Source organism: Paenibacillus sabuli, from assembly GCF_014705605.1.
Classification (GTDB): Bacteria; Bacillota; Bacilli; order Paenibacillales; family Paenibacillaceae; genus Paenibacillus_D; species Paenibacillus_D sabuli.
On the sequence record NZ_JACXIZ010000021.1, the window covers coordinates 70,837 to 89,006 of the forward strand.

The 18,170-nt window shown below is 61.4% G+C and carries 19 protein-coding genes; all 19 read right to left on the reverse strand.

Annotation, left to right across the window (positions count from 1 at the left end):
- Positions 1–157 precede the first annotated feature (157 nt).
- Positions 158–2,194, reverse strand: coding sequence for a hypothetical protein (locus tag IDH44_RS13295; RefSeq protein WP_190918366.1), 2,037 nt, complete (start codon positions 2,192–2,194; stop codon positions 158–160).
- Positions 2,191–3,954: a DNA repair helicase XPB gene (locus IDH44_RS13300; protein ID WP_223869644.1), complete on the reverse strand. Its 1,764-nt coding sequence runs from the start codon at positions 3,952–3,954 to the stop codon at positions 2,191–2,193. Before IDH44_RS13300 ends, IDH44_RS13295 begins: the two co-directional genes overlap by 4 nt.
- Before the next feature lie 357 nt (positions 3,955–4,311).
- Positions 4,312–5,073, reverse strand: coding sequence for a M23 family metallopeptidase (locus IDH44_RS27190; RefSeq protein WP_190918367.1), 762 nt, complete (start codon positions 5,071–5,073; stop codon positions 4,312–4,314).
- A complete protein-coding gene (locus tag IDH44_RS13310) occupies positions 5,051–5,335 on the reverse strand; it encodes a phage holin family protein (protein WP_190918369.1) in 285 nt (94 codons plus the stop codon). Before IDH44_RS13310 ends, IDH44_RS27190 begins: the two co-directional genes overlap by 23 nt.
- A gap of 177 nt (positions 5,336–5,512) precedes the next feature.
- On the reverse strand, positions 5,513–5,755 hold the full coding sequence (locus IDH44_RS13315; RefSeq protein WP_190918371.1) for a hypothetical protein: 243 nt from the start codon (positions 5,753–5,755) through the stop codon (positions 5,513–5,515).
- Between the two features lie 1,107 nt (positions 5,756–6,862).
- Entirely contained in the window at positions 6,863–8,056 is a 1,194-nt protein-coding gene (locus tag IDH44_RS27195; RefSeq protein WP_317890179.1) for a tail fiber protein, read from the reverse strand.
- 143 nt (positions 8,057–8,199) lie between these two features.
- Positions 8,200–8,439, reverse strand: coding sequence for a hypothetical protein (locus IDH44_RS13325; RefSeq protein ID WP_190918372.1), 240 nt, complete (start codon positions 8,437–8,439; stop codon positions 8,200–8,202).
- Between the two features lies 1 nt (position 8,440).
- Positions 8,441–8,725: a ketopantoate hydroxymethyltransferase gene (locus IDH44_RS13330; protein WP_190918374.1), complete on the reverse strand. Its 285-nt coding sequence runs from the start codon at positions 8,723–8,725 to the stop codon at positions 8,441–8,443.
- Positions 8,722–9,327 (reverse strand): putative phage tail protein, encoded by a 606-nt coding sequence (locus IDH44_RS13335; RefSeq protein WP_223869660.1) that lies wholly within the window; start codon positions 9,325–9,327, stop codon positions 8,722–8,724. Before IDH44_RS13335 ends, IDH44_RS13330 begins: the two co-directional genes overlap by 4 nt.
- Positions 9,327–10,400, reverse strand: a complete 1,074-nt coding sequence (locus IDH44_RS13340) for a baseplate J/gp47 family protein (RefSeq protein ID WP_190918376.1) — start codon at positions 10,398–10,400, stop codon at positions 9,327–9,329. Before IDH44_RS13340 ends, IDH44_RS13335 begins: the two co-directional genes overlap by 1 nt.
- Positions 10,393–10,800, reverse strand: coding sequence for a DUF2634 domain-containing protein (locus IDH44_RS13345; protein ID WP_190918377.1), 408 nt, complete (start codon positions 10,798–10,800; stop codon positions 10,393–10,395). The genes IDH44_RS13340 and IDH44_RS13345 overlap by 8 nt, the downstream gene beginning before the upstream one ends.
- Positions 10,797–11,099 (reverse strand): DUF2577 domain-containing protein, encoded by a 303-nt coding sequence (locus IDH44_RS13350; RefSeq protein WP_190918379.1) that lies wholly within the window; start codon positions 11,097–11,099, stop codon positions 10,797–10,799. The genes IDH44_RS13345 and IDH44_RS13350 overlap by 4 nt, the downstream gene beginning before the upstream one ends.
- 1 nt (position 11,100) lies before the next feature.
- Entirely contained in the window at positions 11,101–12,069 is a 969-nt protein-coding gene (locus IDH44_RS13355; RefSeq protein WP_190918381.1) for an XkdQ/YqbQ family protein, read from the reverse strand.
- The gene (locus IDH44_RS13360) at positions 12,062–12,745 is read right to left on the reverse strand and encodes a LysM peptidoglycan-binding domain-containing protein (protein WP_190918384.1); all 684 of its coding nucleotides are present in this window, start codon (positions 12,743–12,745) and stop codon (positions 12,062–12,064) included. The genes IDH44_RS13355 and IDH44_RS13360 overlap by 8 nt, the downstream gene beginning before the upstream one ends.
- Complete coding sequence (locus IDH44_RS13365) at positions 12,742–15,105, reverse strand: hypothetical protein (RefSeq protein ID WP_190918386.1); 2,364 nt, start codon at positions 15,103–15,105, stop codon at positions 12,742–12,744. The genes IDH44_RS13360 and IDH44_RS13365 overlap by 4 nt, the downstream gene beginning before the upstream one ends.
- A gap of 224 nt (positions 15,106–15,329) precedes the next feature.
- Positions 15,330–15,740, reverse strand: coding sequence for a phage tail assembly chaperone (locus IDH44_RS13370; RefSeq protein ID WP_190918388.1), 411 nt, complete (start codon positions 15,738–15,740; stop codon positions 15,330–15,332).
- A 29-nt stretch (positions 15,741–15,769) separates the two neighbouring features.
- Positions 15,770–16,234, reverse strand: a complete 465-nt coding sequence (locus IDH44_RS13375) for a phage tail tube protein (RefSeq protein WP_190918390.1) — start codon at positions 16,232–16,234, stop codon at positions 15,770–15,772.
- A 1-nt stretch (position 16,235) separates the two neighbouring features.
- Positions 16,236–17,552 carry a phage tail sheath family protein gene (locus IDH44_RS13380; RefSeq protein ID WP_190918392.1) on the reverse strand — a complete coding sequence of 439 codons (1,317 nt, stop codon included), beginning with the start codon at positions 17,550–17,552 and terminating at the stop codon, positions 16,236–16,238.
- A 158-nt stretch (positions 17,553–17,710) separates the two neighbouring features.
- Entirely contained in the window at positions 17,711–18,142 is a 432-nt protein-coding gene (locus IDH44_RS13385) for a phage tail terminator family protein (protein WP_190918394.1), read from the reverse strand.
- Positions 18,143–18,170: the final 28 nt, after the last annotated feature.

Sequence of the window (18,170 nt, forward strand, 5' to 3'; positions counted from 1 at the left end):
CGAAGCATCCGTGGGGTCCGCTGCGGCCTGATTCGCCACGTCCGATGCCTGAGCGGCAAACTGACCGGCAATCGCCATCGTGAACCACTCCTTCATGACTTGTCATGGTCTGGCACACGTCTATCATACCATGAATCGCGGTCAGAATGTAGGCTTTTCAACCGGATGAATTGTCCGGCAGGGCGACGCGCATCTCCTCCCACATGTCCGGCGACAGCCGCAGCTCGGGGCCTGCGGCCGCACCCGCCGGCGACCGGCGCGGACGGCCCAGCACCACCCATGCGCCCGCATGATCGTCCAGTCGCAGCGGGACAAATTCGAGCGGACGGCCCTGCTGCCGCAGCTCCAGCGGCGCCCGCCAGCGCAGCGCTTGCTCGACCAGCTCGCGCTTGGTCGAAGCATGGTACATCCGCAGCTGGGTGAGCCATGCGGGCGGCACGTCGCGCAAGCCCGGGAAGCGGGCGTCGCGATCTGCCCGCGGCGGCGGCAGCAGCGGGCAGCGCCTCAGCTCGTCCACGTGCAGATAGAGCGGCTCCGGCGTCTGCGGAGCTGCGGAATGGCTCGCTCTCGAGGGCTGTGTCGAGTGCGGCGGCGCCTGACGCGCTTTCGGCGGCGCATTCGAGGGATCTGTCGAGTGGGCAGCTGGAGGCTGTCTCGAGTGCGGCGCCGGGGGCGCTGCCGGGGGCGATGGCGCCGGGCTCTCCGCGGCCAGCAGCTCCAGCACGAGCGGGGGCGGCTCGCCGGCTCCGACTTCGGTCAGCGCCGCCAGCATCCGCTCGCTCGTCCAGCCGCCGGCGCACGCCTCCCGCACCGAGCGCGGCGTGAGCCTATACACCGAGGCGACGTCCAGCGTGCGCGGCTCCGCCAGCTGCTCCAGACGCCAGAGCACCGGGAAGGGCGTGCCGGGGAACGCCACCAGCTCGCCGCTCGGCTGCAGGCGTACCGGCGGCGCAGGAGTTGCTTGGGCCGTATCCGCACCGAGCCAGCGCATGGCGGCCTCGCTTCCCGCTTCGCCCAGCTCCAGCCAGCCGAGCGCAGCCAAGTCCTGCAGCAAGTCGTGCAGGTCGCGCGCCAGCCCGGATGCCGGCGCATCCGGCGTGGATGGCGAATCGGATGCTTGCCGTGCGTAATTCGCTGCTGGTGCATGGCTGGCTTCCATAGCTTCCTTCACTGCCTTTGCTGCCGATACCGGCTTCGTCGCCGGCGCCGGCGCTCCTGACGCATTCGCCCACTCCGAGCCGCGGGTGAGCGATGTATGAACCGGTTGCGCGCCGAGCCCGTGCCGTCGCATCCAGGCCAGCAGCTCCTCTTCGCGGCACACCTCGCCCGGTGCCAGCGACGGCAGCAACGCCGCGATCCACTGCAGCGACGGGGCCGCCGCCGCAGCCGTCTCCAAAAAGCGCGCCAGCAAAAGGCGCTCCCGCGCCGCCGCATCCAGCTCGAGCCACCGGCGCAGCGCCGCCTCGTCCCAGGCGTACCCGCCCGGCTGCGGCGCGACGATCTGCGCCTGACAAGCGGCGTCGAGCAGCATCGCCAGCAGAGGCGGATAATCGGCCGGGTGGGCGTAGCCGGCCGCCCAGCCCCGCAGCGAAGGCCACTGCGCCGGCAGCCCCGTCTCCAGCCGCTGCTGAAGGCGCGAGATCGTGCGCTTGGGCAGCACGCCGCGCTTGGTGCAGGCGGTGCCGGCCCGCTGCAGCTCGGCGAGCATGCCGAGCATGCGGCGGCCAAGCGGCAGCGACGGATGCGCCGCGGTCGGACTCGGCCTGAACGGTAGGCGCGCGCCGCTCTCCCCCGTCTCGAACGGACAGACGATCAGCAGCCATGGCGCGAAGGCATCGGCAGGGATGGCGTGCAGCGTCTCGCCCCAGACGCGCCGATGGGTGAAGACGAGGCCACAGCGCCGCAGCTCGTCGAGCCCGAGCAGCGTCTCTGCGCCGGAGGGCCCCGCTTCCTCCTCCGCCAGCCGTACGAGCTGGCGCTCCGTCATTGGCCTGGCGCCGCAGCGCCGCAGCATCAGGCGCAGCGCGGCCTGCGCATCTTGGCTGAGACGGGGCAGCGCCCCTGCGGCACAGCACGGGCAGGTCAGCGCCTGCGGCCATGTCCGGCCGCAGGCGCCCGAATGCCAGAGCGGCTCCGCTCGCAGGCGCCCGGCCTCCTCTGCCGACAGCAACGTCTCGTAGTCGGCGGACTTCATGTCGCCGGCCTGCTCTCAGACGGAGCCGCCGCTGCGGCGTCCCACCGCACCAGCTCGTAGCGATAGCCCTGCTCGATCATGAATAGCTGACGCCGCCGTGCGAACTCCGCTTCGCGCGTCGCCTCGGACACGAGGCTGTAGAACCAGGCGCGGTTGTCGCCGCGCTTCGGCCGCAGGATGCGACCGATCCGCTGCGCCTCCTCCTGCCGCGAGCCGAAGCTGCCGGACACCTGGATCGCCACTGCGGCATCGGGCAGGTTGACGGCGAAGTTCGCCACCTTGGACACGATCAGGATGCGCTGCTCGCCCCTTCGAAAGGCGGCAAGCAACCGTTCGCGCTCGTCATGCCGCGTCTGGCCGGTCAGCAGCGGCGCGTCGAGCTGACCGGCCAGCAGGCGCAGCTGGTTCAAATATTGGCCGATCACGAGCGTCGGCAGGCCCGCGTGGCGCTCGAGCAGCGCCTGGACGACCTCCGCCTTGTGCGGATTCTCGTAGGCCAGCCGCAGGCGCGCTCGCGCGTCGGCCTCCTCGTACCGCTGCGGGTCCGGCAGGAGGACGCGCAGCTCCGTGCACAGCGCCTCGGCGATCCAGCCGTCGCGCTCCAGCGCTTTCCACGGCATGTCGTAGCGCTTGGGCCCGATGAGGGAGAACACATCCCGCTCGCGGCCGTCCTCGCGCACCAGCGTCGCCGTCAGCCCCATCCTGCGCGTCGCCTGAATCTCCGCCGTCATGCGAAAGACCGGCGCCGGCAGCAAGTGCACCTCGTCGTAGATAATCAGCCCCCAATCGCGCTCATGGAACAGCCCCATGTGCCGATAATGCTGGTCGCTGGTCGAGCGATGGGTCAAGATCTGGTAGGTCGCAATCGTCACGGGGCGCACCTGCTTGCGCGTGCCCGCGTATTGGCCGATCTGCGCCTCCTCCAGCGTCGTCTTGTCCAGCAGCTCCTCCTTCCACTGCTTCACCGACGTCACGTTGGATGTCAGAATGAGCGTCGCGCAGCCGAGGCGGGCCAGCGCGGCGATGCCGATGACCGTCTTGCCCGCGCCGCAGGGCAGGACGAGCACGCCGCTGCCGCCGCCCAGCTGCGGATCGTCGCCCGGGCGATAGAAGGTATCCACCGCCGCCGCCTGATACGCCCGCAGCGCGACCCTGGCGTCGGCGCCGCGATCCCGCAGCTGCACGGAGAGCGCCTCCCCTTCGTGATAGCCCGCCCGATCCTGCACGGGGTAGCCGCAGCGCAGCAGCTCCTGCTTGAGCCGGCCGCGCTCGGCCGGCTGCACCGCCCATGCCGACGCCCCGCGCCGCTCGGCCAGCGCAGCGCGCACCGCCGCTTGTCCGGCCAGCGCCTCCAGCAGCTGCGGATCGTCGGCCGTCAGGCACAGTTCGTCGTCGCGCTGCTCCAGCGACAGCCGGCCGCAGCGCCCCGCCCACTCCGTCAGCTGCGCCGCGACCCGCTCGGGCGCGCGCCCGCCGCCGTAGCGGCGCAGCGTATCGCACATCTGCTCGGCTGTCCAGCCCGCAGCGCGCGCATTCCACACCGACAGCGGCGAGATGCGATACGTATGCAGGTCGCCCGGACGCTTGATCAGATCGGCGAAGCGGCTCAGCGCATCTGCCGCCGCCTCCTGCTCCGGATGCCGGCCGTCCAGCAATACCGTGCAATCGGACTGCACGATCAGCGCCGGGTACGCCGTGTGCGAGGGCCTGTCGTGCGCCGCCTCCTGCGTGCGGCGGAATTGCGCGTCTAGAGTCATCATGCGCCTCCTTTTGCGTTTGCTTTGCTGTTGCAATCGCCTACTTGTAGCTTGCCCATGCGTTCCGATTTACATAGTTTGGTATAAGATGAGCATTTTTATGCCAACCAAATAGACCGCACGCCGGACCCGAAGCGGGTAGGGCATGCGGTCTACGATTAGAAGTATGCGATCTCGCGTGTACTTGCCTGGATATTTCGGGACGAGACAGGAACTAAACGGGCTCGGCCAAGGCGAAATGACTGCCGCCGTCCTTTAACGGCGGAGCACGTTTCGTTCCGAGAATATAGAGACCGTTTATAAGCGTGAAACTTATAAGTTCTATATATTTCAAGGCGAAACGGCTGCCGTCGTCACCGATCATCCGATTGCCTGCGCTCTGTGGAGCACGGTCAGCATGCGATAAAAGTCGTAGCTGCCCTGCTCCGGCGAGTCGACGAGCCCGGCCTGCGCCGCCGCCCGCACCGCCGCCTCCGCCCATGCGGGAGGCGACATGCGCTGCAGCTTCTCGAGCTCCTCGAGTTCTTGCTGTTGCCGTTCCATGCGCCGCTGCTGCAGCGCGCGTTCTTGCTCGAGATCGGCGATCCGCGCCGCTTGCGCTCCAAGTTGCGCGTGCATCCCCTGCAGCAGTTGCCGCTCCTCGGCTGTCATCGGCTCCTCCTCCTTCTCCTGATTGTAGCGCAGCACATAGGCTGTCGGGTCGACGACGCCGCTCGCATCCGCCGTCCAGCCGTAGCTGGGCTGCGACCGCTTGCGCACTTCATAGTGCAGATGCGGACCGGTCGACAAGCCGGTGCTGCCTTGGCGGCCAATCGCTTCCCCCTTGCGGATAGAGGCGCCGCGCTTGACGGCAACGGCCGATAGATGGGCATAGACGTGTAGGTAGCCCGCCTCGTCTCGAATCGCTACGACCAGGCCCATTTTCCCGAAGCCGCTGCCTGTCTGCCCTTCGCCCGCATGTACCACCACGCCCGGCACGAAGGCGTAGAGGATGCGATCCGGCGGGCTCGCCACGAGGTCGATGCCCTTGTGAAACTTGACCGTGCCGTAGACCGGATGCACGCGTTCGCCATACGAACTGCTGACGACGAAGCTCGAATCACAAGCCCATTGACTGGTCATGGTCGGCTCCATTGCGCGCTTGCTTGATGAGCTGATGCCCGAACACGGCCAGCGCGCCGGCCAATATGCCCTGAAGCACGGCCAGTGCGGTGAAGCCGGTCAGCGCAAGGGTGAAGGCGATGGCGGCCGCCGTGACCAGATACACAATCGACCAGTTCGGCACGCGCGGCGTCTGCTTCAGCATCGATCCGATCACCCAGCAAGCCGCCACGACGATCGCCAGCTGCGGATCAAGGAAGGCGTTGAGTTGGTCCCAGGTCATGGGAGATCACTTCCTTTCGGTAATTGATCTCAAGTGTTGAAAAATAATGCCGCCTTGCCTCCTGGATTCTCCTAAGCTACTCAGAGGAAGAAATCGAGGAGTAAGATGGCGGATGCTTCGCTTCTCCAACGCATTTTCGGCCACTTTGGCATCTGTTTCAGCACCACGTATTCATTTTCATGCTTCCTGTTCGGATTCTTCAACTGTCGGGGTCGAGCCCCAAATTGCAAATATAGCGCTTTGCTGGGTAGCAGGCAATTCATCGGTTACTTGCTCTCTGCCGCTTAAGCTGTTTGTGTAGGCTTTGCGGTGAGGCTCGCCAATGGGATACTCGGTGCCGCTGACATCGATGTACTGCTGTGTTTTGACGCTCACCGATTCGGTCGTGAGCATGTCGAGTGTGATTTTTTCGTATGGCATGGGTGGTCCTCCTCTTAAATGAAGTATGTTCCAATAGCTCTGATTGTTGTATTATCTTTAAAATCACTACTAGTAAATCCATTTACCAAATCTATATCATTCCCCATTCGGCGTAATGTAACGGACGTCGAACTTAAACTAATGAACATGGTCAATCCACTAACACCACTAGGCAAAAGTAAGCGCGCGAAAGTACCTGCAACATTGGCATACGGCTGAGTGCTTGAAGATACAAAGGGTAATCCAAGAATTACAGCATCTCCCGAAGCAGTTCCTTTTGAATTCAGAATGAAGTCAACAGACCAATGGACAATATTTCCGATCCGAGTGTATCGTCCGAAGCGACTACTAAATACAATACCGCTACTTGAACCTCCAAAGGTCAAAACAGGCGTCCACATCCCCGTTTCATAGGGGAGGTTCCCGGCATGCCACATTTTAAAGTTACTGAAGACTGGATCCGGTTTACCATACGCAATTACGATCTCTCTCCACTGGGTGTCGTTTACCGAGTTATAAGCCCTAAGCTTAAGAGAATTACTATTTGTATCGTAAAACACAAGTCCGCGACGTTCTCCGTTTTGATCATAAAATAAGTGGGTATTGGAAGGACCGTCAATATAAACTCGATTGCTATTAATAGTTAAGTCTCCCGTCATCGTGCCGCCCGCACTGCTAATCAATCCAACCCATGTGCCCCAGCCTCCACTCCCCATCGTGCGTAGAGCTATTCGGCTATCTTGATTGCCGTTTGCGCCTAATGCAATTTGAACCAAGCGATCAGATGTGCGAGCGCTGATTTGCACGACCCCATTCGTTGGAAATCCTGATATTCCCAAACTAGGTCTATTGTTTGTGGAAGCATCGTAACGTACCCATCCGTTCTTGATTTCCGTGTCCAGATTGGAAGCGTATCGTGTATTTGAGGTACCAAGACTTGCCGAACCTACCAGTTCACCCAGCCCGCCGATCTCCTCTAATAAATTCTCTGATGCTGTATCAGTATAATCATTCGCCGAAGCCTTAGCAGCATCAGCCCTCGCCTGCGCCCCACTCGGCGTCTCCGCCCCAATCTGTTCCGGCGTCACACCATGCGGATTGTTGGTGTCATTGACGTGCTCCTGAATGCTGTCGCCATTTGTCCCAATTACATTGGATGCCTTGGTAACGGGGTGCAACTCCACCCATTGGGTCCCGTCCCAATGCTTTTGCAAAAAATTTTTTGCCATGTTCCGTCCCCTCCTTATAAAGCTCTTGGTACCAAACATTTGCCCCTGCAGGCTCAACAGTGCTTAGCACAACCCGACTCTTGCAGCTAGCAAGATCATAAGCCGATTTGACGGCTGCAGCGGTCGCCGCCTGCGACGTGCTCGTGCTAGACGTGCTGTTATTGAGCTGCGCAATACCCGCCGCGCTCGTGCTCGCCGCCGGCAGCCTCTTCGCCGCTACTGTGCCGGAAGCAATGTCCGCACCGCTATGCTGATGTGCTGCCGGGGGATAGGTGCCAGGCTTGCCGGTCACGCCGCTCCATGGCACGCTGTCCGCAGACTCGGCCGCATCGACCTTGCCGTCGTTGTCACTGTCGTAGACCGCCTTGCTCATGTCGCCGCCAAGACCCGCTGTCTTTGCGGCAATGGCTTGCGCGGTGCGCTGCGGCGTCATGTAGGCATCCGTCGCCGATCCTGCTTCCGCAGCAGTCTGCGAGGCGATTGGATAATTGAAGATATTATCCAGGCCCACATCGTTCTTGCTCAGCGTCACTGCACCTGTCTTTCCCGCTACACTTTGGACCGGACTAACCGGGGACAGCAGCTCCTCCCAGTTCGCCAGCGTAGAGGCGCCCGCCGCCTTGAGGATGTAGGACTTGCTCTCGTCTGTCCGCACAGCCACATCGCCGATCTGCGCCGTCAAGCCAAGCATTTGCGCTTCCGATTCGATCACGAACGTATCCGTAATGGCAATGGCCGGCAGTAAGCCGACGTCCAGCTTCCCCTCGGCGTCCAGCACCGGCACATTGCCGCTCGACGCCCCGATATCGCGACCCGCGGCCGAGCCGGCATCCACAATTTTGGAGAGCGCCAGCGCGGGGATGTCCCCGCTATTCAGGGCCTGCCACGATGCACTCCCTGCCGTCGCCCCGGCTTTGAGTACCTTGCCACTGTTGTTCGAACCGGTCGCCGGCACGTGCTCGTGACCGTCGCCAGTCGGATGTACGTAATGGTTTGCCCCGACCTCGATCCCGCTCAGCTTTGTCTTTTCTGCGCTGCTGTAATTCTCCGTCGACAATTGCTTGCCGGACACCTTGTCTACCTTGCTTTCGAGCACATATTACGCACCCTCAACCAGCGCCAATTTGGTCCGCGGCTACAACTCGTCCCAGCCGCTCCCATTGTCAATTTTGATTTGAATATCTTTTGCTGCCATGCTGCGTTCCGCCTCCCCCGTTAAATTTCTTCTAGCCAAATTTCTTCGTCGCCGTCCGTGCTCGCATTTGCAATGACGAGACCACCTCCTCCCAGGTCAGGATTCTCCCCCAGGTCTTCATACCAGATTGTATTTAACGTCGGATTTTCCGGCGGGGTCGCGGATAGCACAGTCACGGTCTTGGCATTGATTTCTTGACCGATCTGATTCATATCCTCCGGCTTGACCGCGTCGTTCATCGTCCAGTCAGTTTTGACCATGCTAGCTCACCTCCTTGATTGATAGCGTATGGACCATCAGGTGATCCGCGGTAATCGGAACATCGACCGAATTGGCAGTTAACACTTGATTCTCGGCATCCTTCAGTTCGATCAATGTAATTTGCGACACCTCGGCAAGCGGTACGACATAATTGAGCGCAAGCGTTTGATCCGTTACGCTTTTCACCTCGAACTGCGTAATTTCATAAGACCCGTTAATGACCACCTTGGCAACGCGGTGATCCACATAGTCCGCGATATCATGCAGGAAGTTGGTTGCAATCATGTCAGCGGCACCTCCGATCCGTAGGAGACAAACGGCGTATCGCCGAGCCTCCAAGATTCATCCAATCGATAGTTCCATGTCATCGCCTTGGCGACGATCTGCTCTTCCACGCCGATTTTGAGGGCGAGCGCCGTATTTTGTTGATACACCAGATTCGCGGGCTTGATCGTCTCGATCGTACGCATCACTTCGTTGAACACGACGGCATTGTCAATGCTGGCCGTCACTCGAAGGAGATACGCATGTTCATCGACAGATGCAATGGCTGCGCCTATGCCAACCAAATAGTCCAGCCGCTGCTGCAGATACCTCAGCGTAAACGGCGGCTTCGTGGAGTAGCGGTTGACGATGCGCTTGCGGCGAAAGCTCAGGCTCTCCGCATCCGGGTCGGCCTGGATGCCGAGCATCGCCTCGCGCCGCCGCACGGCCGCAAGGGAGGACGTCAGCACGAACTGATCGTCCAACTGCCGATTCGTCTCCGCGAGCGCCGCATGCAGCTCCTCGCCCTCGCTGCCCGCCAGCGCCATCATCTCGGCGATGGCGTGGTAATAGTCCGGCCAGTAGTCCTTGAACCGCGCCATGTAGTCGCTCAGCGGCTCCATCACAGGCTCACCTCCCCGAGCACCGGCACCTCATGCGCGCCGAGCGGCAGATTATCGGGGCTCCCGCCAAGCGTCGTGCCCGTCACGTCGATGACGCCCGGCACGCCCAGGATCGCCGCCTCGAGCAAGGCGATCCGCACGATGACATGCGAGGCTTCCGCCCAGCTCTCGCGCAGCCTCAGCAAGTAGTCCCCGATCGCCTGCTCGACCGGCTCTTGCACCTGTCCTGTCGTCATGCCGTCTCCCAGCGTCAGGGTCGTCGTCACATCCAGCGTGACGGCCGCTACGCCTTCCACTGTGACCTGATGCCCGATCGGGGCGATGCCGAGCCCCTGGCCGGAGCCCTCCTCGGGATCGAGCGCCTGCTTCACTTGGTCGAGCAGCGCGGCGGACGGCGCGCTCCAGTCCGCGGCGATCAGCACGCACTTGACCGTGCCGCCGCCGTTCCAGACCGGGATGACCTTGACCGCGCCGACGCCGTCCATCGCTTCCACCTTCTGCTTGTAATCGGCGACGTTGCCGCCGTAGGCCGGTTCGTTGACCGCCGCATAGTAGCGGCGGCGCAGCGCCTCGTCGTCCTCGGTCGCCTCGCCCGGCACGAGCAGCTCGAGCAGCTCGACCGTTACGAGTCCCTCGATATAGCTGAGCGGCAGCAGCGGGCCCGGCGGCTGATTGCCCGCGTTACCGGGCGTCTCGCACTCCAGCTCATAGCGCCCGGCCTCGATGCGCCGGGCGGCGACATAGACGAGCCCCTCGCTGCCGAATCGGCTGCCGATCGGCACCTCCGTCGGCACCTCGCCCGTGCCGAGCATCGCCGCCTCCCAGCGCGCGCGCGTCGCCGCCTTGCGCTGCACCCCGAATTCGGCGACCCGGCGGCTCAGATAGTCGCCGGATGCGGTATCCGCGAATACCAGATTGCGCTGCACATCCAGTTGAATATACAGCTGCGCCAGCTCGGCCGCGGCCGGGGCGAGCGCATCATGAATGATGGAGCCCTCTCGGCGATCCAGATCCTGCGGGATGCGATCCAGCATGCGCTGCAGCACGTATTGGAACGTATAGGTCTCATACATCGGCATTCACCTCCTCCTCGATGTTCAGTTGACCTTCGACCGTCACGACGCCGAAGGTCACGGTCAGCTTGTCGCCGACCACCGCGACCTGCAGGTCGCGAATGTCCGTGATGCGACCATCCTGCAGCAGCGCCTCGCGCAGCATGCGCTCGGCCTCGGTCCTCACATAGGCGGGCTGACGCCCGATCAGCGTATGCAGCTCGCTGCCGTAGTCGGCGCTGTAGATGACGTGTCGGAAGCGAGCCGTCTGCAGCACCTTGAACACCGCTTGCCGGATCGCCTCCAGCCCGTCCGTCATGCCGGCGATGCGCCCGCGCGTCATATCCAGCCGCCAGGTCAGCGACGGCGCGCTGCGCGAGGTGACCGCCAGATTGCCGACCGTCGTCCCGTTCGGGATCATGCCTCCACCACCTTGTCCAGCACGACATATTGCTGACCGCCCTGCATCCGCACGAGCAATACCCGCTCCCCGGGCTGAAGCCCGGGACGCACGACGCGCTCGCTGCCGTCCACCGATACCGTGAGCCGCTGCAGCGCGGCCGTGAGGACGAGAAATGGCCGCGTCAGCGAGAAGCGCTGATCGACCGTGATCGCCAGCGGCTCTACCGACGCCACGACGCCGTAGCGCAGCTGCACCGGCGCTCCCGCCTCCACCGCCGAAGCGCCGGCGGCCTTGATTAAGTCCAGCATGCCTGCCATATCAGATCACCTTCAATTCCAGATTCATCGTATGCTTGCCCGGCTCGAAGCTATGGGTGCATTCCTCCACGAGGAACGGCTGATTCAAGTCATAGCGCTCGAGTATGACCGGCACATAGCAGCCTGCGCGCAGCCGGGTGTCGCCGATCGCCCGCAGCTTGATGGTGCGCGACTCCCGGTTGCGCAGCGTGATATACGTATCGAGCAGCTCCTTGATCTGCGCCTCGTTGCGATTCTCGTCGACCGATTCGTACAGCTGCAGCAGGCCCCATCTGGCGATCGTCGCGCTGTCCTGCACGATGTACAGCTCGCGCTTGCCGCTCTCCTTGTTGTCCCGGTACAGCTTGATGCGGTTGTACGTGCTCGAATCGATGGACGATTCGTAATCGTAATCGTAGAGCAGGCTGTCCGCCCCGAGATAGAAGTCCGTCTCCAGCTCCTCGATATTGCGAATCGTCAGCTCGCCGAAGTCGTCGAAGAAGACGAAGTTGCGGCCGCTGTGGATCAGCGTCAGATCGAGCGCCTTGCAGATGACGTCCAGCAGCTTTTGCCCGTCCTCGACCATCGTCGGAATGCGGTAGCCCGTATCGTCCAGCCGGCCGAGCTGGAGCTCGAAGTCCGTGGCAATGCGCTGCACGACTTCGGTCGCCGTCACGTCGCTCAGCACGTACGTATCGCTGGTCATCAGGTACCGCACCTGATCGTAGGCGAGCACGCGCATGTCCTCGCTCTTGCCGCCGCTGACCGAGAACACATAGCCGTAGAAGAGGTCGCGCTCATCCACGCGGAGCCGGACGATGTAGCCGTTCTCGCAGCGGAAGCGGTTCGTCACCGTGTGCGGCTGCTGGAGCAGCGTGAATTCCAGGCTGGCCGGCCGGCCGATCCGGCTCGTCTTCCAGGACAGCTCCGAGACGAGCTGCGAGAGGTCCCAGATGCCGCCGGAGCGGTCGTCGATCACGAGCTCAACCATTGGCGTCCCCTCCCTGCGGCAACTGCAGCACCTTGCCGACGGGCAGCTGGAGCACCTCGGCCTCGGAGATCCCGTTCAGCGTCTGGATCTCGCGCCAGCGCGTCCCGTCGCCGAGCTGCCATTGCGCGACCGTCCAGAGCGTATCTCCCCGGCGCAGCGTATAGGTGGCCGGAATTTCGCGCTCGTCCGGGCGCGGCTCCGCTTGGCGCGTCAGCGCCGCATCCCCGCTCGCCGTTCGCGTCCGATTGACCTTGCGCGCCGCGTAGAACCGGTAGCTCTTCAGCTTGAGCGTATACTCGATATCCCCGCTGCCGCCGGCAGCCTCGGTCCAGTCGAACTGCTCGATCGAGGCGGCGGTGTTGATCTCGTAGCCGGCGCCGATCAGGATGAAGCGAACAGGGCGCTGCTTGCGCATCCACTTGCGCAGCAACAACACGTAATCCATCGGAGGCAGCGGCGTTTCGACCGTACGGAACGGATACAGCGTCGCCGGGAACAGACCCGCCAGCGTGAAGTCCGTGAGGGTCGGCGGCTTGAGCACATTGATCTCGCCGAGCCCGATGACGTCGTAGGTCGTGCCGCCCGCGGCGTCGCCGGCCTCGAGCTGCTGCGGATTAACCGGCAGCACGAACGACTCCTCCTTGTTGTTGTAGCTCAGTTCAATGGAGTACCTCATGCGTACGCCCCCCTCGCGGACGAGGCGATCTGCTCCGAGAGCACCGTCTCGATGCGCGTGATCACCGAGTCGACGTCTGTGTTGTTGTTGATGTCCCCGGTCTGGACCGATACGGTCGGCGTCAGCGAGACGAAGTTCTGAATGTTTTTCATCTCCGCCAGCTCGCGCATCAGCTTGATGTCCTCGCTGGAAATGTCCACCTTCTCGTCGATGCGTCCGACCTCGTCCACCCGATCCAGCTCGGTCGGCATCGCTGCTGTCGGCGGTGTTGCCGCTCCCGCGGCGGGCGGCATTCCAGTTGCCGCAGCCGGCGACATTCCCCCGAGATCCTGGGTCCAATCGTTTTCGGCACCCGGCATACCGTTCAGCAGACTGCCCGCGCCCTGCAGCAGCTTGCTGCCGCCGGCGTAGCCGGTATTGAAGGCGTCTCCCAGATCTTCGTACTCCATTTTGAGATGGTCGAGATTGACGATGTTTTTGTCGGTCTCAGGCTTCCACTTTTCCAATAGCTCGCTGCTGTCCGGGAAGGTCGGAATCAGGTCAATGTTAAACCCCAGATTTTGACCGACTTTGATCAAATTGTTCAGTTTGTCCACCAAGCTGTTGATCAAGTTTCCGAAGTAGTCTAAAACTTGCGAAGCCAGATCGTAAAACAGTTTTTTGATGGTGTAGACCGGATCGATAAATAAATTGGCCAAAAATTGAGCAAATGACAGAATCGTGTTCCAGGCCATGGCAAAAACATTTTTTACAATTGCCCATAACGACATGAACAAGCCGCCGACAAAGCCGAGAATTTGTTCGGTTGAGACGCCAAGCTCGCCCAAGATCATCATGAGCATAGCAATGCCCGCTATAACCGCCAGTACAGGCCACATCGCGATCAGCCAATTCAGTAACCAAATGGCGCCGAGTGCTGCGATGACGATGGCGATCGACCAAAGGACTGTCTTGACGATATCAAGATTATCGATTATCCACGTTCCGACACTCGTTACCACTTGCCCAAGCATTTGCATCGCTGCGGTCAAACCGCTGAAGAAGGGATCAAATTTCCCTTGTTGAAAGGCTTCTGTCAGCAGCGTTAAGAGCGGCGAGATCGCCTGAATGCCGTTCATGCCTGCCGTGGCAAATCCGTCAAGAAACTTAGTTTTTAACGATTCAATCATGCCGCTGGGCGTTGTCGCCATTTGGTTCAGCGCCTGCTCCCCCATGCCTGCCTGCTCCGTGAGACGCTGGAGAGCTGCTATAACGCCTTCGATGTCGCCGGATTTGCCCAGCTCTCCAATTCCGGAAGCCGTCACAGTACTTGTCGCTACTCCCAACGAAGCAGCTACGCCGGTCTCATCCCCTTTTAGCGCGGCCTGAATGGCGCTCATTCCGTTTGCGCCGCCTTTTCCGGTAGCATCGGAGCCTTGAATCTGCATCGCAATTCCGCTTAATTTCTCTAGCTGGCTATAATTTTCAACCTTTGGCATTAAGGTTAGGGAGTTTTGAAGCGCCTTGGTTACATCTTGTCCTGCATTCAGCGCATTTGTCTTGAGCTTGTCAAACATCGCTCCGCCAATCTCGGCATCGCCCGTTCTTGCAATAAACGTATCGAGTACTTTTTGTTGTTCCATTCCCCCATCAATCACAAGTGGAATGGCAGCGTTTAATGCAGATCGTCCCAACTTATTTAACGTTTTTCCTGAGGAGCTGCTTGTACCGGAGTTCCCCGATCCAGTTTGCGGCTTGCAAGCTTTCTCCGTTTGCTTTTTACAGACCTCAGCTCCCTTTCCAAATCGCTTGGCGCCCGCTGCCGCCCAACCTTTCATGACGCCTGGCGCTGCCTTCAATAGCTTGGGAACGGCTGAGGCCCACCCTTTTAGAACACCCGGCGCCGATTTCAAAAGCCTGGGTACTGCGCCGGCCCACTGTCTCATAACGGCCGGCGCTCCTTTAAGCAGCCTTGGAACTGCTTGAGCCCAGCCTTTTATGACGCTTGGAGCAGCTTTCAGAACTTTAGGCACGGCCAATGACCATTGCTTTATCGCCTTCGATGCTTGAACCAAAAATTTGGGTGTTGAAACGGCTAACTGTTTAATTGATTTAAAAGCCAGACCGGTCAATTTGCCAATCCAAGTGGTCATAAACTTAATGGTTTGGGACAAGTCAGCAGCTGCAGCTTTAGAGGCTCCCGTCTTATTTCCTGCATTGCCCTCGCAGCAACATTTTTCGGCTTTGCTCTTCGAGGACTTTCTTGTCGCGTTGTTCAACCGTTTTAAGCTATCGGCAGCCTGGTTAATTGAGCGATTAAATTTCCCCAACGAATTTTCAAGCTTTCCAATGCGCTTAATAAGCGACTCGGCACTCGCCATCCTTCCTCCCCCCTTTCCGGCCGGACGCCTGGTCCGGCCGCGATATTTAGGAGCCCGTCACTTCCGGCGCTTGGCGGCGCGGCTCTCGGCCTTGAGGCGCTCGTCGATGCACGCCATCACGAACGCCTTTTCCCGCCGCGGCAGCGCGATGAAGTCGCCGGGCATCGTGTGCAGCTTGTGGAGAGCGTAGTAGGCGTAGTTCGCCTCCGCATCGCCCTCCCGAATCAGTTTTTTGCTTCGTTCACGAGCTCGTCCATGTCCTGATCGAACCCGCTCAGCCGCTGAATCTGCATCGACAGCTCGGCGATCTCGCCAGCCAGCAGCACCTTGTTCAGGTACTCCTCCGGATTGAGGCTCCCGGTCGCCTGGATGCTCGCCGCATCCTTGAAGTCCGGCTCCAGCGTATGGTTAATGATGATCGCGGAATTGAATTTTTGCAGATCCAGCTCCACCTTTTTGTTTTTGCGAATCTCCATCGATTGCCGCCGGATGTCGTCAAAGTCGCGATTGGACATCGCTTTGATCTTGAACTTGAGCCGCTTGCCGTCCTCTCCCTTGAAGCGCTCGGAGATGACGACCTCGTCGGTCAGGTTGTCGATCGGGTGGGCATTCAGAAATTGCTGCAGATTGCTCATGCGGTTACTCCCCTTCCTTCGCTGCTTGCTTATTGAGCCGGCGCGTTGAATTGATCCAGGATGTCGTAGCCTTCAAAGGTAAAGGCCATCTCCTCGTCGAGCATGTCGTCGCTGGTGGCGTCGAATTTGGCGGCAATCATGCTGTCGAGGTTGCAGTTGCGCAGCACGACCGTCTGCTTGCCGACGCTGGAGGCCGGGTCCTCGTTGACGATCTGCAGATCGAAGTAGAAGTCCTTGCCCGTATTGATGAATTCCAGCATGAGCTGGCGGAAGACGCTGGTCATGTAGTACACGGTCAGCGTGCCGCTGCCGCTCCAGCCGGCCGCTTTTTTACCGATGTTGGTGCGGCCGAGCACCGGCACGTCCGCTTTGTTTTTTTCAATCGTCGATTCGACCGTTTTGGCGTAGAACAGCTCGTGCACCTGCCCCTCCAGGATTGCGAACGCCTTGCCCGTTTTGCCGCTAATCGTGTCTCTCGGATTCAGATAGGCCATATTAGCGTACCTCCACTTGAATATAGATTTTTTCGATGCTGTCGACCGGCTGGACGTACGACTCGATGACGACGCTGTCGACATCCGCCCCCGCCAGGACGGCAATGTCTGCTTGCGCGTCGAAATTCTGAATCGCGCCGATTCCCTGCAGCGAGGACAGATAACTGATGCACTCGCTTTTGAGCAGATTGCGCCCGTCCTCGTTGTTCGGGGCTTTGCCGATATAGTTCGCGCCGAAGATGCGCACGAAGTCGTTGTTGATGCCGTCGAGGACGCGGATGACGCGGTTTTTAGCGAAGGCCTTGCCCGTCTCCGGCGTGAAGCTCGTGAGCGAGTTGATGTCTTGCTCGACGATCGCGCGGCCGGCATTGTGCGTGAATACCCACTCGCCTCCCTGCAGCGCCGCTACCGTATCCGTATGCGTGAGACGCGGCTCGACATCGATCGCCCCGTCGTACGCCGCATAGGTCAGCGACTCGTTCATCTGCGCCCCGGCCGCCGCGCCGGCCGTCCAGGCCGTCGCCTGCGCCGCGTCCAGCACGGTCTCGTCCGCCAGACGGACGCCATTGCGTACGCTGATGACGCCCTCGTAGTCGGCGATCGGATAATTGGCCAGCACGGCCTGCACCTTGCGCCCCTCCTGCTCGCGCAAGCGGCGCACGAAGTCCGCAATCGTCTGCTTGAGGGTATCGTCGGTCGAAGGCACGGCCATCGCGTGGAAATCGTGCAGCTCGATGGCGCTCAGATAATCGGCATAATCCTGTGCCGTCGCCGCTCCGTTCGCACCGCCTGTCAGCGGAAGCGCGGCGATCGCCTGCAGCGCGCCAGTGCCGCTGAAGGCCACCCAGCCGTTATCGGTCAGCTCCCCGACCGTCGCCGCTTGCTGCGTATCGATTTCTTTGCCGGACAGATAGGTCGTCACCGTAAACGTACCGCTTTCGCCCTCCGTCTCCGTGACGGCCACCGCAAGGTCGTTGCCGCGGCTGCCGCCGTATGCGGCCGTCACGGTCAGATCGTCGCTCGTCGCAGCAGCGGGCGTCCCGCTGTTGACACGGTACAGCAGCAGCGTGCGGGCGCGCTTGAGCGCCTCGCGGACGAGCAGCAGCTGCGGTTCGCCGAGCGCGTAGCCGAGCCGCTCCAGCGTCGCCGCGCCGGCTTCGATGGTGAGCACCTCGTGCGGGGCTCCCCATGCGAGCTCCGCCGGCATCGTGACGATGCCGCGTTCGCCGACTGTACCTGTCGGCTGCGGCGCCGAGTTGAAGTTGATGTATACGCCGGGGCGCACCTTGTTTTGTGTGGTCCATGTTCCTCCTTGCATGCGATTCATCCTCCTGAGTTTTAATTTAGTTGAAATGTGGGCGAAGCCGGGTCAACCGCTTTGCTTTTCTTGTTCGCATTGCTTGCATTCGGGCAGTCCTTCCGCGCACAGCTCCCAGCACGCGGGGTCCGGCGGCATGACGGCGGTGGCAGACGGCCTTACCCGCTCACCGCACCGTCATGCGTCATGCGCTGCATCGCCGGCTCCTGACCGTGCTCTCGCAGCACATCGAATGCATAGCTCGCCGTCACCCGCAGCCCGTCCGGCGCCGATTCGACGCGCAGCTCGGAGCAGCGATACAACTGGCTGCCGAGCTGCACCCGTTCGAGTGCGTCGGTCAGCCGCTCCGCAACGGCCAGCGCCTCCTCCTGCGTATCCTGAGGCGCCGCGTACCGCACGTTGACAACATGCGATCTCCTGGCCCGCCAGCCGGTGGCCGGCGTATGGACGATGGGCAGAGCATCCAATTGCAGATGCGCGACGGTCAATTGCTCCGGATTGCCGGGCTCCGTGACCGGCAGTTCGGGCAGCGATGCTTCGAGCAGCGTCTGGACGCCGCTGCGGAATCCTTGCATCGTGATGGCATCCACGCTCCATGCTCCCTCCTTTCTGCGCGAG

What these genes read in the sequence shown, in the direction of transcription:
- IDH44_RS13295 (WP_190918366.1), bottom strand. Translation starts at nt 2,194, where the DNA reads ATGAAGTCCGCCGACTACGAGACGTTGCTGTCGGCAGAGGAGGCCGGG.
- IDH44_RS13300 (WP_223869644.1), bottom strand. Translation starts at nt 3,954, where the DNA reads ATGATGACTCTAGACGCGCAATTCCGCCGCACGCAGGAGGCGGCGCAC.
- IDH44_RS27190 (WP_190918367.1), bottom strand. Translation starts at nt 5,073, where the DNA reads ATGACCAGTCAATGGGCTTGTGATTCGAGCTTCGTCGTCAGCAGTTCG.
- IDH44_RS13310 (WP_190918369.1), bottom strand. Translation starts at nt 5,335, where the DNA reads ATGACCTGGGACCAACTCAACGCCTTCCTTGATCCGCAGCTGGCGATC.
- IDH44_RS13315 (WP_190918371.1), bottom strand. Translation starts at nt 5,755, where the DNA reads ATGCCATACGAAAAAATCACACTCGACATGCTCACGACCGAATCGGTG.
- IDH44_RS13325 (WP_190918372.1), bottom strand. Translation starts at nt 8,439, where the DNA reads ATGGTCAAAACTGACTGGACGATGAACGACGCGGTCAAGCCGGAGGAT.
- IDH44_RS13330 (WP_190918374.1), bottom strand. Translation starts at nt 8,725, where the DNA reads ATGATTGCAACCAACTTCCTGCATGATATCGCGGACTATGTGGATCAC.
- IDH44_RS13335 (WP_223869660.1), bottom strand. Translation starts at nt 9,327, where the DNA reads ATGGAGCCGCTGAGCGACTACATGGCGCGGTTCAAGGACTACTGGCCG.
- IDH44_RS13340 (WP_190918376.1), bottom strand. Translation starts at nt 10,400, where the DNA reads ATGTATGAGACCTATACGTTCCAATACGTGCTGCAGCGCATGCTGGAT.
- IDH44_RS13345 (WP_190918377.1), bottom strand. Translation starts at nt 10,800, where the DNA reads ATGATCCCGAACGGGACGACGGTCGGCAATCTGGCGGTCACCTCGCGC.
- IDH44_RS13350 (WP_190918379.1), bottom strand. Translation starts at nt 11,099, where the DNA reads ATGGCAGGCATGCTGGACTTAATCAAGGCCGCCGGCGCTTCGGCGGTG.
- IDH44_RS13355 (WP_190918381.1), bottom strand. Translation starts at nt 12,069, where the DNA reads ATGGTTGAGCTCGTGATCGACGACCGCTCCGGCGGCATCTGGGACCTC.
- IDH44_RS13360 (WP_190918384.1), bottom strand. Translation starts at nt 12,745, where the DNA reads ATGAGGTACTCCATTGAACTGAGCTACAACAACAAGGAGGAGTCGTTC.
- IDH44_RS13365 (WP_190918386.1), bottom strand. Translation starts at nt 15,105, where the DNA reads ATGGCGAGTGCCGAGTCGCTTATTAAGCGCATTGGAAAGCTTGAAAAT.
- IDH44_RS13370 (WP_190918388.1), bottom strand. Translation starts at nt 15,740, where the DNA reads ATGAGCAATCTGCAGCAATTTCTGAATGCCCACCCGATCGACAACCTG.
- IDH44_RS13375 (WP_190918390.1), bottom strand. Translation starts at nt 16,234, where the DNA reads ATGGCCTATCTGAATCCGAGAGACACGATTAGCGGCAAAACGGGCAAG.
- IDH44_RS13380 (WP_190918392.1), bottom strand. Translation starts at nt 17,552, where the DNA reads ATGCAAGGAGGAACATGGACCACACAAAACAAGGTGCGCCCCGGCGTA.